The sequence below is a fragment of the Haloferula luteola genome, assembly GCF_014201715.1.
GTDB classification, from domain to species: domain Bacteria; phylum Verrucomicrobiota; class Verrucomicrobiia; order Verrucomicrobiales; family Akkermansiaceae; genus Haloferula; species Haloferula luteola.
In genome coordinates this window covers 215,870-230,224 of sequence record NZ_JACHFD010000001.1, presented here as the reverse complement: position 1 = coordinate 230,224, position 14,355 = coordinate 215,870, and the positions used below count along the sequence as shown (strand labels likewise).

General features: G+C 61.2%; 11 protein-coding genes. 2 read left to right on the top strand and 9 right to left on the bottom strand.

The annotated features are described in order from the left end of the window. The first annotated feature begins 92 nt into the window (after window positions 1-92). Window positions 93-350 carry a 30S ribosomal protein S15 gene (rpsO, locus tag HNR46_RS00980; RefSeq protein ID WP_184014920.1) on the top strand — a complete coding sequence of 86 codons (258 nt, stop codon included), beginning with the start codon at window positions 93-95 and terminating at the stop codon, window positions 348-350. A gap of 230 nt (window positions 351-580) precedes the next feature. Further along, entirely contained in the window at window positions 581-2,722 is a 2,142-nt protein-coding gene (locus HNR46_RS00975; RefSeq protein ID WP_184014918.1) for a polyribonucleotide nucleotidyltransferase, read from the top strand. A 171-nt stretch (window positions 2,723-2,893) separates the two neighbouring features. Here HNR46_RS00975 and HNR46_RS00970 read toward each other — a convergent pair whose 3' ends face one another. From HNR46_RS00970 to HNR46_RS00930, 9 genes are all read right to left on the bottom strand, one after another. Next, complete coding sequence (locus tag HNR46_RS00970) at window positions 2,894-3,865, bottom strand: alpha/beta hydrolase family protein (protein WP_184014916.1); 972 nt, start codon at window positions 3,863-3,865, stop codon at window positions 2,894-2,896. A 157-nt stretch (window positions 3,866-4,022) separates the two neighbouring features. Continuing rightward, window positions 4,023-4,568 (bottom strand): hypothetical protein, encoded by a 546-nt coding sequence (locus HNR46_RS00965; protein WP_184014914.1) that lies wholly within the window; start codon window positions 4,566-4,568, stop codon window positions 4,023-4,025. 24 nt (window positions 4,569-4,592) lie between these two features. After that, window positions 4,593-5,744 carry an ABC transporter permease gene (locus HNR46_RS00960; protein ID WP_184014912.1) on the bottom strand — a complete coding sequence of 384 codons (1,152 nt, stop codon included), beginning with the start codon at window positions 5,742-5,744 and terminating at the stop codon, window positions 4,593-4,595. Between the two features lie 3 nt (window positions 5,745-5,747). Further along, complete coding sequence (locus HNR46_RS00955) at window positions 5,748-6,896, bottom strand: ABC transporter permease (protein ID WP_184014910.1); 1,149 nt, start codon at window positions 6,894-6,896, stop codon at window positions 5,748-5,750. Beyond that, complete coding sequence (locus HNR46_RS00950) at window positions 6,881-7,576, bottom strand: ABC transporter ATP-binding protein (RefSeq protein WP_184014908.1); 696 nt, start codon at window positions 7,574-7,576, stop codon at window positions 6,881-6,883. The genes HNR46_RS00955 and HNR46_RS00950 overlap by 16 nt, the downstream gene beginning before the upstream one ends. After that, the gene (locus HNR46_RS00945) at window positions 7,573-8,964 is read right to left on the bottom strand and encodes an efflux RND transporter periplasmic adaptor subunit (protein ID WP_184014906.1); all 1,392 of its coding nucleotides are present in this window, start codon (window positions 8,962-8,964) and stop codon (window positions 7,573-7,575) included. Before HNR46_RS00945 ends, HNR46_RS00950 begins: the two co-directional genes overlap by 4 nt. A 93-nt stretch (window positions 8,965-9,057) precedes the next feature. Next, window positions 9,058-9,339, bottom strand: a complete 282-nt coding sequence (locus tag HNR46_RS00940; protein ID WP_184014904.1) for a hypothetical protein — start codon at window positions 9,337-9,339, stop codon at window positions 9,058-9,060. 308 nt (window positions 9,340-9,647) lie between these two features. Beyond that, window positions 9,648-12,716 carry a beta-L-arabinofuranosidase domain-containing protein gene (locus tag HNR46_RS00935; protein WP_184014903.1) on the bottom strand — a complete coding sequence of 1,023 codons (3,069 nt, stop codon included), beginning with the start codon at window positions 12,714-12,716 and terminating at the stop codon, window positions 9,648-9,650. Window positions 12,717-12,800: 84 nt separating this feature from the next. Then, a complete protein-coding gene (locus HNR46_RS00930; protein WP_184014901.1) occupies window positions 12,801-14,345 on the bottom strand; it encodes a hypothetical protein in 1,545 nt (514 codons plus the stop codon). Window positions 14,346-14,355: the final 10 nt, after the last annotated feature.

The window sequence follows — 14,355 nt, the reverse complement described above, 5'->3', positions numbered from 1 at the left end:
TATCCTTGCAATCGTAGGAATTTCCGCTTTCCTCCGCGGTCCCGACCTAGGGCGGACCGGCCAAGGTGGCTGGATCGAACCAAGTCTATTCCATGAGCGAAAGCACCATCAATCCCGCGGACTACAAAGTCCACGACACCGACACCGGCAGCGCTGACTATCAAGTCGCCAACCTGACCGTTCGCATCAAGCACCTCACCGAGCACCTCGGCATTCACAAGAAGGACACCTCGTCCCGCCGCGGTTTGCTCAAGCTCGTGGCCCAGCGCCGCAAGCTGCTCGACTACCTCAAGGCGATCGACGAGGAACGCTACCAGAAGTTGATCAAGGGTCTCGGCCTTCGCCGCTAATCGACCATCCTTTTCCGAGACGGCCACGGTGCATCCGTGGCCGTTTCGTTTTGCGCTGGGTGGCATGGATTGGCCCCCCGGCGTGGAGTTCTCCCAACAACCTTCAAACCCGGGAAACTTCGAAACCACGCCCCCGTCCGAGTGGACGGGCTCCAGAGGGAGATCGAAATCGGATTTCGGCCTCCCGCCCGCCACCGAAAGGCGGGTTCACGTCAGTAAGCATACATCGAATGAACATCCACAAAGTCACGAGCCAGGTCGGCTCGAACCCGATCACCATCGAAACCGGCAAGCTCGCAAAGCTCGCCGACGGTGCCGTGGTCGTTTCCTGCGGCGAAACCACCGTTCTGGTGACCGCCGTGTCGCAAACCAAGATCAAGGCGGGCCAAACCTGGTTCCCGCTCTCCGTCGAGTACAAGGAAAAGGCATCCGCAGCCGGCCAGTTCCCCGGTGGCTACTTCAAGCGCGAAGGCCGTCCGACTGAGAAGGAAATCCTCACCTCCCGCATGACCGACCGCCCCCTGCGGCCGCTCTTCCCGAAGGGTTACCTCTACGACACCCAGATCATCGCCCTGCTTCTCTCGGCCGATCAGATCAACGACTCCGACATCCTTTCGATGAACGGCGCTTCCGCCGCTCTCGCCATCTCCGATGTCCCCTTCGCCGGCCCGATCGGTGCCGTGCGCGTCGGCCGCATCGACGGTGAATTCGTCATCAACCCCACTTTCGAAGAGCGCGAAGACAGCGATCTCGACCTGATCTACGTCGGCAACAAGACCGATGTCATCATGATCGAAGGAGCTGCCGATCAGCTTCCGGAAGAAGAATTCGTGAAGGCCCTCCATTTCGCCCAAGCCGCCGTCCAGCAGCTGGTCGAAGCTCAGGAAGAACTCGTGCGCCTCTGCGGCAAGCCGAAGCGCGAATACACCGTGACCGTGGCCAAGGACGAACTCCTGGAAGTCGGTTACGAAATCGCTGGCGACCGCATTGAGGACGCCATCTACGCCGCTTCCAAGGTCGAGCGTGGCAAGAAAGTCGGCGCCCTGCGCGACGAAGTCGAAGCCGCCATCATGGCCCGCTACCCGGAGACCACCGAGTTCGAGATCGAACAGGTTTTCGAATACATCCAGAAGAAGGCATTCCGCCTCTCCATCATGGAGAAGGGCGTGCGCGCCGATGGTCGCCAGATCCAGGAGCTCCGCCCCTTGTTCGCCGAAGCCAATTCGCTGCCACGTGTCCACGGTTCCGCCATCTTCGCCCGTGGCGAAACGCAAGCCCTCGGCATCTGCACCCTCGCTCCGGCCGATGAGAAGCAATACTTCGACAACTACGCCGGTGGTGAGGACAACAAGCGTTTCATCCTTCACTACAACTTCCCTCCCTTCTCGGTCGGTGAAACCGGTCGCATGGGCGGTCTCAACCGTCGTGAAATCGGTCACGGTGCCCTTGCCGAGCGCTCGATCGCTCCGGTGATCCCCGATGAGGATGTCTTCCCCTATGCCATGCGCGTTTCCTCCGAGGTGACCGAATCGAATGGTTCCACCTCCATGGCTACCGTGTGTGCCGGCACCATGTCGCTGCTCTGCGCAGGCGTGCCGCTGAAGGCTCCCGTGGGCGGCATTTCCTGCGGTCTGGTGACCGATTGGAACGAAGACGGCACCATGAAAGAGCACAAGGTGCTCCTCGACATCATCGGTTCCGAGGACTTCTACGGCGACATGGACTTCAAGCTTTGCGGCACCGATGACGGTGTCACCGGCTTCCAGCTCGACCTCAAGTTGCCCGGGCTTCCCCTGTCCATCCTGGAAGAAGCCATCAAGCTCGCCAAGGTCGGCCGCACCACCGTCATCGCCAAGATGACCGAAGCCGTGGCAACGCCTCAGGACCTCAGCCCGCACGCTCCCCGCATCGTCTCCGTCAAGATCCCTGCGGATCGCATCGGCGAACTCATCGGGCCTGGCGGGAAGAACATCAAGGGCATCCAGGCCGAGTCCGGCGCCGACATCAACATCGAGGATGACGGCACCGTTCACATCTACGCCTCCAAGGAAGAAGGCCTCAACCGTGCGAAGTCGCTCATCGAGCGCATCTTCGCCGAAATCGAAGTCGGCAAGTCCTACACCGGTCCGGTCGTTTCGGTCACCAACTTCGGTGCCTTCATGGAAGTCCTGCCAGGTAAGGACGGACTCATTCACGTGTCCGAACTCCAGGAAGGCCGCACCGAGAAGGTCGAAGACGTCGTCAAGAAGGGCGATGTCGTCACCGCCAAGTGCATCGGTGTCGACGAGAAAGGCCGCGTGAAGATGAGCCGCCGTGCTTATCTCCGCGATCAGAAAGCCGACGAGTCCACCGAGGCTCCTGCTGAAGCCTGATCATCGGGATTCTCCCAAAAAGCCATAAGCCGTCATCCTTCACGGGATGGCGGCTTTTTTCATGGTGGAAGACCCCTCGCTGCGGGAGAGGGCAGAACGGGGCGCCTCGCACACCTGCCGTTCCGCAAACTCCCGATGCTCTCCGTCGAGAGTGGGCTCCGGCTCGCGCGTTCAAGCCATGTGTTTTGCCAGGAACGACAGCACCTTCTCGGGTTCGCGGCCGAAGTAATTGTATCCGTCCCGGAATCGCCGGGTTGTCCCTTCGATCCAGATCATCTCTTTCTCCGTGCTTCCGAGCCGATCGAAAGTCTTCTGGGCGTCCTCAGGATTTCTCGTCCAGGCATCATCGCGGACCTGCCACATGAGGACCGGCATGGTGACGGCCTCTGCCCATATTTCGCCGCCCATAGCACTGGCGGGGAAAGCGCCCATCTTGAGGAGTTCCAGATCGATCAACTCCTGATACTGGCTGATGCCCTGCAGACTGGAGAAGGCATCGAAGATCGCCGTCATGTTGGGGACGAGGGGGCTGCACATGCAGAGCACATTCTCGAACAATTCGGGATGTTTGGTGATCGCGGCATACTGCGAAATTCCTCCCATGCACTGGCTGAAGAGAGCCACCTTCATTTGGGAAAGCCGCGGGTGAGCATCGACGAATTTCTTCACCCCCACACAATCGCGCCACTCCCACTGACCGATGCCACAGATTCCGTGGTTGGCCGCGCCACTGTTGCCGTGGTTGCGGATGTCGTAAGTCAGGACATTGTAGCCCGCTTCTGTGAGGTGCTTGTATTGGAGGACAAAGTCGATCTCGGCCTCATCGAAGCCACTCCACGGCAGCCCAAAATGCCCGGGAAATCCGGAACGACACATCGGCAGCGCATGGTTGAAAATCACCAGCTTGTCGCTCTCACCCCCTTGGGCCGGGATGTACCAGGCTTCCAGGGGAACTTGGTCGTCCGACGGGATCACGAGATCGTGCCAGTCCGTCATCCCATGATCATCCGGAGTCTTAAAAATGAAACTGCGTGGAGATCGGACGAGATTCGCAAGGGCGATGACCTTGGCGTGGTCTTCGGGTGAGATGGTCTGGAGTTGCTCGAAGGCTCGATCGAGACGGGCTTGAGAGATGCGGCTCATGGTTTTCTGGGGGTGTCGGGAAACCTGCGATTCGTGCTCCTGGCCAAGTCCTTGGAAATGCCCAGCTCATGGCAGGATCGCCATTTATGTCTTCAAGGGTATGATCATCAAGAAGAAATGTCCATGGGATGGGTCTTCGTTGCACCTCACCCAAGCCTCATCGAACCACGTCAATCGCGCGTGCATCAATCACCAGAAGCTCGGGTGACGACCCCTCCGCGACGGTGCCCGACACGGTGAGAGTCACCAGCTTGCCGACGCCTCCCACGCCCTCGACACCTTCCTTCAACACCCGACCATCGGCCCCGACGATTTGAACCGTCGCCGTGCCCCTCTTCTTGTCTTCAGGAGTGTCGCAACAATTGTCCCATGGGGTCTCGCATTCGTCGCCCTCGTTGTCGCTGCACGCGGTCAGGACTTCCGGATCGCCGATGATGAAAGCGGCACGGCCTTCCACAAAAGGGCTGGCGTTGCCCATCACGCGGCCCCTGACCGTCACGGTGTCGCCCGGCTGGGCGGTTTCACGCAAAATGTGAATCGGTACCGCATCTCCTGTGACCGAGGCATCGAGAATGGCGGACAGCGCGGGACTCGGACTGGAGTCCGTCTTCGTCACCCCTGGGCTGGCAGTAGGGTCGTTCTTCTGGCAGGCGGCGAACAGCAGGGCCGACGCCGCGAAAAGGAGGGTGGATTTCAGTTTCATCGTCATCATTTCAGTTAGGAAGAATCAGGACATTCGAAGCGCCGTCGGCAGCGCAGGTTTCAAACAGCGGATCGCGGGGGGAATCGCTCCAAGCAGGCCGAGGAGAATCCCGGTGACCACGCCGGTCAGGGCCACGCCGGGGTCGATTTCGACGGTGAAGGCACCGATCGAAAACGGGACGGTGCGGCCATCCAGAAACACCATGGCGATCCCTGAGGCGATCAACGTGCCAGTCAGACAGGCTAGCAAACTTTCCTGGATGAGGCTCAGCAGTAGCGTCCCACGGCTGAAGCCAATCGCCTGAAGCGTCGCCATCTCTCGCACGCGCGAAGCGAATGCCGCGTAGAGCGTGTTCACTCCGCCCAACACCGCTCCCGCGCCGATCAGTCCCGCGGTGATCCAGATCATCGCACGCAGCGGGCCGAAGAAGCGACTCAAGCGGCCATAGTAGTCGCTCTCGCGCATCGCCGTGAGTTCGAGGTCGAGCCGTTGTTTGGCGAAAAGATCCGCTTCGGGGAAATCCGCGGGATCGTCGAGGCGTAGCACCACGCACGAGAGGGTATCGCGCTGGGCCAGCACGCGGATGTCTCCGAGGGTCGCCCATACCTCCGACTCGAGAACGGTCCCCGGCGCGGCGAATTTTCCCGCCACCGTCAGTTCCTGATCGCTGAGCTGCAAGCGACTTCCGATGGGCAGGCTGTCTTCTGGGACGTCGAGTTTCCGCCATGCCAGTCGACCGATCATGACTTCTCCGGCTCGTGGGAAATGCCCCTCTGTCAACCGCACCTCCGGATGCACCCGCAAGGCTTCGGGGGTGACCCCCCGGATCAACGCCTGAGTGCGCACATGTCCGGGAAAGTCGAGGTAGTTCATGTAGTGGATCTCACCGGACACCGCTCTCACGCCGAGGGCTTCGGAAACTCCGGGGACACTCGCTGCGGCGATTCCTGCGGCTCTTTCAGGCACCTCACTGCGTTGCACGCTTTCCTCGGAACCGGACCCCACGAGGATCACATTGCGCGGCGAGCCGGAAGCCGAGAGCACGTGATTCATGCCTTGGTTGATCGCCACCGCGGCCATTACGAGGAGCACCACCAGCGTGCTGCCGCCAATCGTCTGCAGCAGCCGGGTCTTTGAGCGGAACAGATTCCGCGTGGCGTAGCTAAAGGGCAGCATGACTCAGTGTCGCAGGCTATGAACAATCGGTTGGCGGATCGCTTGATAGGCGGGCCACAATGAAGAGAAAACCCCCAGCAACAGACCGGAGCCGATGCCAACGATCACGACCCATCCGTCAGGCCGAACGGCGAGGGTCTGCCCCTCATTGCCCATCGTGAAACTCTGCCATTGCAGAAATGCCGCGGCCAGTCCTACTCCCGCACCGCCGCCGGCCAAGCCGAGCATGCCTCCTTCACTCACCACCAAGGTCGCGATCGCTCGGCTAGGGAATCCGAGGGTGCGCAGGACGGCGTTTTCTTTGACCCGGCCGCGGACCACGAGCAGCAGCGCATTGGCCACCAGCGCGGCAACCGCCACCACGGCTCCCACCCCGAGCCAGCGGGTGAAGCCGATCAGCTCGACCAGCTCCTTCGCGGTCTCAGCAAAGAATGCCTTTTCCGGTCGTGTGTCCGTCGGCTCCTGACCGGAGTCGAATTGCTCGTCGATGCGCTCCGATACGCGCTTGAGATCATCGCCGGATTCCACCCTCACGTTGAATTGGGTAACGACGCCCAGCCCCGCGCGGGATGCTTGTTGAAGAAACGGCAACTTCACATAGGCCACGTTGTTGTCCTGGACGTGAGGTGAGCGGAGGACCCCGGAAACCGTGACGGTCACACCTGCTGCATCAAAGCGATCACCGGGGGAAAGTCCGCGTCGTTGGGCGAAGACCTCCCCCAGCAAAGCCCCGTCGTCGCGCTCCAACCATGCCTCCTCGCTCCCTTCCATGATCTCAATTTCGGGTGCGAATCGCTTGAGCTGCTCTGGCGGCACGCCGCGAAAAGTCACGACATCCAACGATGCCCCGCAGTGGTTCACCACCACTTGCACAGGGATCACTTCCCGCACCCCGTCGATCCGGCGGATCTCGTCGGCGTAGTGCTCGGGCAGACGGCTGGTCGATGGGCAGAAGCGATTCTCACGATACACCACCAACGTAGTATCTGCCGCCGTTGCCTTGGTTGCCCGCGTCAGAGAGCGTTGGAGGGTCTCCACCGCAGTGAAAAGGAACATCCCCGATGCCACGCCTAGAATCGTCAGCAGCGAGCGCACCCGGTGTCGGGTGAGCTGGATCCAGGAAAGACGCAGGAGATTTAGAAATCGGCGCATGGGTTTTCGAGGAGTTGTCCCTTTTCCAGGTGCAGCGTTCGGTCTGCGGCGGCGGCGGCCTTGGCATCGTGGGTGACCATCACGATCGTCTTGCCATAGTCGCGCGTCAGACCGCGAAGCAGGTCGAGGATGCGGGTGGCGGAATCACGGTCGAGATCGCCTGTGGGCTCGTCCGCCACCAGCAGCGGTGGATCGGCGACGATCGCCCGGGCAATGGCGACCCGTTGTTCCTGCCCTCCTGAGAGTTCGGTCGGGGTGTGATGGATGCGGTCGCCCAGACCGACCAACTCGAGTGCCGTCGCGACCCGGTCATGTCGCTCCTTTTTCGACATCTCCGAGAGCAGCAATGGAAGCTCGACGTTCTCGAAGGCAGTGAGAACCGGAACCAAGTGGTAGAGCTGAAAAATGTAGCCAACGTGTCGCGCCCTCCACGCCGTCAACTGGCGCCGCGACAGCTCTGCGATCTCCTGCCCGGCGATCACCAGGGAACCTTGGGTCGGGGAGTCGATCCCCGATAGAAGATTGAGAAGCGTGGTCTTCCCCGATCCGGATGGTCCCATCAGAGCAAGAAACTCGCCCTTGGGCACCTTAAGATCGAGAGCCTCCAAAGGCGTCACCACGGTCGCTCCCTTGCGGTAACTCTTCGAAAGCCCTCGGCATTGGATCATCCATTCGCTCATGGTTGGATCAAAGTTGGTTGAACTCGTTGCTCGGGATTCAATTGGTGGGGCGCCAAGACGACCCACTCGCCGGGTCGGATCCCCTCCTGAATGCGCACATATCCGTCCCGGGTCTCCTTGCCGGATCGCACAGTTCGCGACCTCACCCGCCGGGACTCAGGATCGCAAACCCACACAGAGTCGCCGACCAGCGCTCCTTCGGGCACCCACGCACTCAGCGAACCAGTCGTGGTCGTGGCTTCCCCACGGCGGATGGCCTCAAGAAACTCCACACGGCAGAGCATTTCAGGACGCAGTTGGTCGCTGGGATCATCAATGCTCACCTTTGCCTGGAGGGTGTTGCGCTGGACATCCGCTTCACCGGTGATGCGGGTGACCTCGCCATGGAGAATCGTGTCGGGCGCCAGACTGCAGCGGATGCGAACCTGTTGGCCGATTTGCAGACCGGCGGCATCGGCCAGCGGGACATCCACCCGCACCTGAAGATGGTGGGGATCAAAAAGGACGGCTACGGTTGCACTGTCCGCATCATCCATGGCCAACCGCTTCTTTTGTCCCGGTGCCGCGATCAGGCGCAGCACTCTGCCGGCGGAGGGCGCGAGAATCCGGGTGCGGGCAAGCGCCAGATCCGCCATCTCCAGCTCCACCTTGGCGGCTTCCACCGCGCTCTCGAAAACAGGCACCCGTGCCTCCAGCCGTTTCACCTCTGACTCCGCCTGCCCAACGGCGGCCGACGCAGCTCCTGCGGTAGCTTCGGCCCTCAGGAAAGCACTCTTTGCCGCGACGATCTCGGCTTCGGCAATCGCTCCAGGTGAGAGCCGCTCGTAGCGCTCGAACCGATCTCGCATCTCATCCACCAAGGCTTCCGCGGCTTCTCGCTCGGCCTTTGCCGCAGTGATGTCCAAACCTGCTGCCTGAATCGATTCATGGTGGGCGGACAACTCGGCCTCGCGCATTCTGAGGGATTGCTGTGCCGAGCGCAGCGCAAGCTGGAAGTCTGCGTCGATCAGGGTCGCGAGTAGCTGGCCCTGTTCCACACTTTGGCCCTCCAGCACATGCACCGTATCGATCACCCCATCGACCAGTGCGGTCGCTTTCATGGGGAGCGGATCGGGCTCGATCCAGCCACTGGCCTGGAAAGCCATCGGCCCGTCCGTGGGCGGCTCCTGCACGGGAGTTCCCGAAGCGCTTGCCGCGCTCTCACTTGGGGTCGCTAAGACCATGGCCACCTCCACTTCCTGCGCGGGCAGGATGCGGTCGCGAAAGAGTGCGAAAAATAGCAGGGCGAACCCGCTGACGATCAGCAGGGGAATTGACCACGCCGGGAGGCGAAATCGTCGGGTGGAAACATCGGAAGATCGATGAAGAGAGTCGAGAGATGGATTCATGGCAGTCGGCCAAATGGAAACAGGGCACCCCAACAACGGGGCACGGTGCCGCACCCGATGGGCACGACAAAGCGGGGCGGAAATCGCCCGGCTTCAAAGTCTCCAGATCGCCAGCATCGCACGCCGATACGGTCTCGGCGTGGGTCCACGGATCGATGCGGCCGCGGCGGACAAAGTCACCGGTTGGATCGCTTCCGGTAACCACAGAATCCCCTGCCAGCCGAGGTCCACCATGGGAGCCATCGGCACGATCGGCATCGGTGCAGGGGATTGGGCATCCGGGAGTTTCTCCAGCTTCATGCAGCAAGGCGCATGCTTCTGCTGGGCTTCATCGCAGCCATCGCAGCAATCCGATTTCTCCGCCGAACTCGGCATGAGATCGGAGAAACAGATGCGTACCGATCCTCCCACTGCAGGGGACGAAATCCCCAGCAGAACAAGAAGGAGCAATGCAATGGCTGGACGCACGACCTTGTTTCCTCCACCTCCGGGGCTTGTCCGTCAAGGATGGATTCCCGCCGCAGGGATCGCCGTGACTCACGCCGGGCAGGGCAGGGGACCCCTCAAGCACTCCGTGCCTCCATCCCCCCATCACAAAGCCCCAGAGACCGCTCGGGTCCTGGGGCTGTTTGAAAGCGTCGGGCGACCGTGCACCGCGGGGAGCGGATCGCCTGTCAGTCGTTTCAGGGTGCGGGAACGATGTCGAGATACACCGAGTGGAAACCGTTGTAGAACTCGAAGAATGGCTTCAGCTGGGTCTCGCCGATCTGAAAATGCAAACTCGCCGGATCGCCGCTGATGTTCTTTCCAAGGTCGTCCAGGTCCAGCGTCACGCTCCTCCAGGTGCTGCGCGCCTCCGCCTCCTCCGCCGCCAGCAACACCGGGCCATAGAACAGGCTGGCGATGTTCGGCTGATCCATCAGTGGGCGCAGGTGAAAGCCCATCGGAATCTCCAGTGCAATCACATCGCCGTCCTGCCAGGAGCGTTCGAGCTTCAGGTAACTTCCGGGATGGATCGGCACCGATGATTTCTCGCCATTGATGCGCACCGTGAAAGCGTCCGTCGTCCACTCCGGAACCCGGATGAAGATCGGGAACTCGCCACTTCCTCCGAGCGTCAGCGTCGAAGTCTTCGCAAACGGGAAACCGGTTTCCTGGGTGAGCGTGATGCCCTGGTCCTTCCAGTCGAGCTTCGACGGCACGAACAGGTTCACGTAGAGCCCCGGAGTCTCAGAACCGTGGAAGTAGATCGAATCCTGGAGCTTCGTACCACTTTCCAGAGCCGTGCCATTGCAGCAGGTGAAGCCATCCATGTGGGCGTTGCTGAACGACTTGCGGGCCCCGGGATTGAGCGGGACGTGGTAAGTGTTCCCCGGATTGTCTTCATCGACGGAGGCGAGAATGTGGTTGTACATCGCCCGCTCGTAGTAATCCATGTACTTCGCGTCGCGGTCGAATTGGAACAACTCGCGTCCCAGCTTGAGCAAATTGTAGGTCGCACACGTCTCATTCTGCCCCCCTTCGGAAAGCCCCTCGTGGAACAGCTGATTCGGCTCGGCTGTGAAGCACTCGGCATTGTTCGGATTGCGGGCCCCGGCCACGCCGCCGATCGAATACATGTAGCCATGCTCGCAGAGATCCCAGAAGTTCTCCGCCACGTCCAAATACGGCCGCTCGTGAGTGCCGCGATAGGTCTCGAGGGCACCAATCACCTGCGGGATGTGCTGGTTGGCGTGGCGTCCGCGAATCGTATCCACATTCTTCGCTAGCCCGTGGTGATGCTCCGCATCGCCAAAGAAGAAACGCGTGTTGTCGAACAACTTGGCCGTTTCGAAGAAGCGCGGCTCCCCCGTGATTCGTCCCAGGCGCGCCATGATCTCATTCATCCCGCCGTATTCGCCCGCGATGTAGCTATTCCACATCTTGATCCGGGTTTCCTGCGGCAGCGCACGCAAACGCTGATCGACCCAGTGGCCCATCCCCTTGGCGATCTCCAGCGCCTTGGCGTTGCCTCCCACCTCATAAACGTCGACCAACCCTGCCAGGATCTTGTGCAGCGTGTAATACGGCGCCCACACCTGATCATTGCCCGTGCCATAATTGGCGCCGTGTTCCAGCATGATGAATTGATCCGGCGGATAGCCGCTGATGAAACCCGTACCCCAATTCCAGTAATCCGTCCGGATTCCTTCCTCGCTCAGATCCGAGTCAAAACCCTCCTTGCCCGGACCGGGAGGCACCTGCGTGGGATCGCTCACAGCGGCTCCCCCGGCCGTGGCTGGCTTGCCCGACATCTGGGAAAGCTCGTAAAGCACCTCGATCATGTGATCCATCTTCGCCGCAAATGCCGCGTGGAGCTCCGCATCGTAAGAAGTGCTCGCGCACGCCTGCGCCAGTGCCGTCAAATAGTGACCCGTCGCATGCCCGCGCAGTCGCGTCGTCTGGCTATCCCACACCCCCAGCGCCTCGATCCCGGCAGGCTGCGGCTGACCAAACGCATCCCGGAACACATAGAGAAACCGATCCGGATCGGTCGCCGCCAGGCCGCGCAGGAACTTATCCCGATGGCTCATGAAAGGCGTCGGGCTGCCATCCGGAGCGGGGGAGAGCACCACCTGGCCGAGTGGAAAGGGTTGCAGAGTCGCTTTCGGCTGATCTTCCGGTGTCGTCGTCATTTCGATGACGACCTCCGCCTTGGGCGCGAAATCCGTGCCGGGAACCTTGCCCGTCACCGTGTATTTCCCCGCTTTCGCCACCGCTTCATTGTCCACGGGTGACGGCCAAATCACCCGCACCGCAGGACCTTCTACTCCTCCCGCATACGTCCCGGGAACCCACGCAGGGAGATGCGGAAGCGTCCCCACCGCAGTCGTAACCGTGATGTCCGGAACCCCTTCCAGGCCCTCCTGGAGCAGGCGGGGGCGGTCCTCCCGATAACTCTCCATCCGACCGTCGCCCTCCACCGCAGTGATCTTCTCGTCGGAGATCGCATTGTGGTGAATCACCGAAATTTGCGAATCACTCAGCGCGCTGCGATAAAAACGCACATCAAACAACTGGCCTGCCAATCGCGGCGCCGCGTCGTCGAGCGAACGACCCAGAAAAATCTGCGTTGCCCGCGGCGCGTCCGCATCGAACAACGACTCCACCGAAGCCTTCACGCCCTCCTGGCGACCCACCCGGGCACCATCCACATACAGGCTCAACGACGACTTCGCCGCATCGAGCACCGCACCGAGGTGCACCCAGGTCTGCGGACGAACCCGGAAACTCTTCGGCCCCTGCAGCGGCAGCGACTCTCCCGCCTCGATCGCCAGCGAGCAGCCGTTCTCCCGACCTTCGCCCATCGGGACCAACGTCAAGTGATGCTCCGCATCCTTGCCGAAATCAAAAAACACCTGACCCGCCGTTTCGGAATCCACCTTCACCCAGCCGGTCACACTGAAACTCACCGCATCACCGATCGCGTCCACCGGGATCTGCACATACGCCCCGTCCTCGCCGCCCGGCAGTTGCAGCACCTTGCCGAAAGTCTCGTCATCCACAAACTGGAGACCCTGATCCTTCTCCTGCGCCGTCAGGCCGTTGCGCGATCCATCCTTCAGATCGCCTGCGAACCGATAGCGGGAAATCAGCGCCGTTTCGCCAATTCCATCGAGGAACTGGTCGCCATCTTCGGCCGAAGCCTGATGAATCCATCCAGAGGTCATGAAAAGCGTGGCGACGATCGCCAGAGGTCGAGCAGTGGGCATGATGAGAATGAGAGAGTGCAGGGCCAAGCCGCCCATCGGCGGCCAACAAAAAGAAACGCGTGGCAGGCTAGGGGAGAACTTCGATCAATCGGCCTTGAACCACTGCTGATCCACATCCGCCGCTCCCGACAGACCCTTCGCCAACTTCAGGCGATAGTCGTACTTCCGGGTTCGAGTCTCTTCGCCTTGGTAAACGTAGTCCGTATTGCAGACCACGGCGATCACGACATTGTTCTTCACAGGTTTCTCGAGTTTCAGGGCGCAGGGTCCGTTCGCGACGGGCCGACTGTAGACCACGCTGCCGTCCTCGGCGCGATAAACCAGCTGGCAGCTCATGTTTTCGTCCTCGGGCTGGAAATACAGGCCGACCACGTCGCCCTTCTTTCCACTGACAGTCAGCGGGATCTGATTCGCGCCGGTCCATCCCGGAAGCGTCCGGGTTTCGGGCACGAGCAGTCCGTCTTCGACGGTGGTCTTCGCGTAGCAAGTTGCCTTCCAAGGTTCGCATTCTTTCCAGATCGGCTCACCTTCTGCGACGATCTCCGTACCCCACACATCGGTGAGCAATTTCTGGTAGGCAGCCGACCAGCCCCCGAAATCGCACATCGCAGCGCGACCCCGGTATTCCTGAATCAACCGGCGGGTCTGCTCATCGCCCAGGCCGCCCTTGGACTTGGCAATCCCTTCGAGCACCCGGCCCTCACAATTCTGCCAAATCCAGGCGATGCTCTTCTCCGACACAAACTCGCCCAGAAAATACGGGAATGCCTCGCTGTAGGCCACCCCGCCCAGCAACTTCCGCCAAGTGGCGTAGTTGCGCCCCTGCGAGTCCTGGCCCTGATGGACCCCTTCGGCGGACGGACCGCCAAAGCTGCCATCCTGCAGCCAGCCGCTATAACACTCGATCGGCAGGAACGGCGCGATCATCGACCCGGCGCTCAGCCAGCCCATGCTGTCCCGAGGACCGCCGCGCTTGGCCGCCATCATCCCCAGCACCCAGTTATTGCCGCCTTCGTGAAACCAGGCCGCTTGCTTGCAGCCCGGCATGTCCGCCTGAATCGCGTGCACATACTCGTGAACCACCGCCCCGGTCTGATACCCCGCATCCTGGTTCGGATAGGCTGGGTCAAAACACCACACCGGATAATAAGACAGCAGCACCATCGGCCAGTCCTGGCCCTTGTGGTGCACGCTGCCCATCCAGCCGCCCAGAGCTTCGTTGTTCGCGTTGTCCGTCGACATCCCCGAGCCGAACAAATACACCGTGCTGTAGTAGCCCTTCTTCGCACGCTTGTCGGGGGGCCAGCCAAACTCCTGGCGGATGTAGGCCGCATCCTCGTTCAGACGATCCAGCATCGGGATCCATGCGTCCTCCGTCACCTTCGGATTCTTGTCCGGACCGTAGCGGAAGCACCACCATCCACGGACCACCGTCTCCTCCACATGCTCCACCCCGTCATCCAGCACCTTCGTCGGCGGCGGGATCTTCGCGGTCTCCTTGGAGAAATCGTATTCGAGCTTCGGGCTGTAAGTTGGCCACGTGATCGGATCGGAAACCGGTCGCGTCTGGGCCTGCGATCCATGGGTGCCCACCACGGAGGCGAGCAGGGCGAGAGTGAGAATCTTCATGAATTTGCGG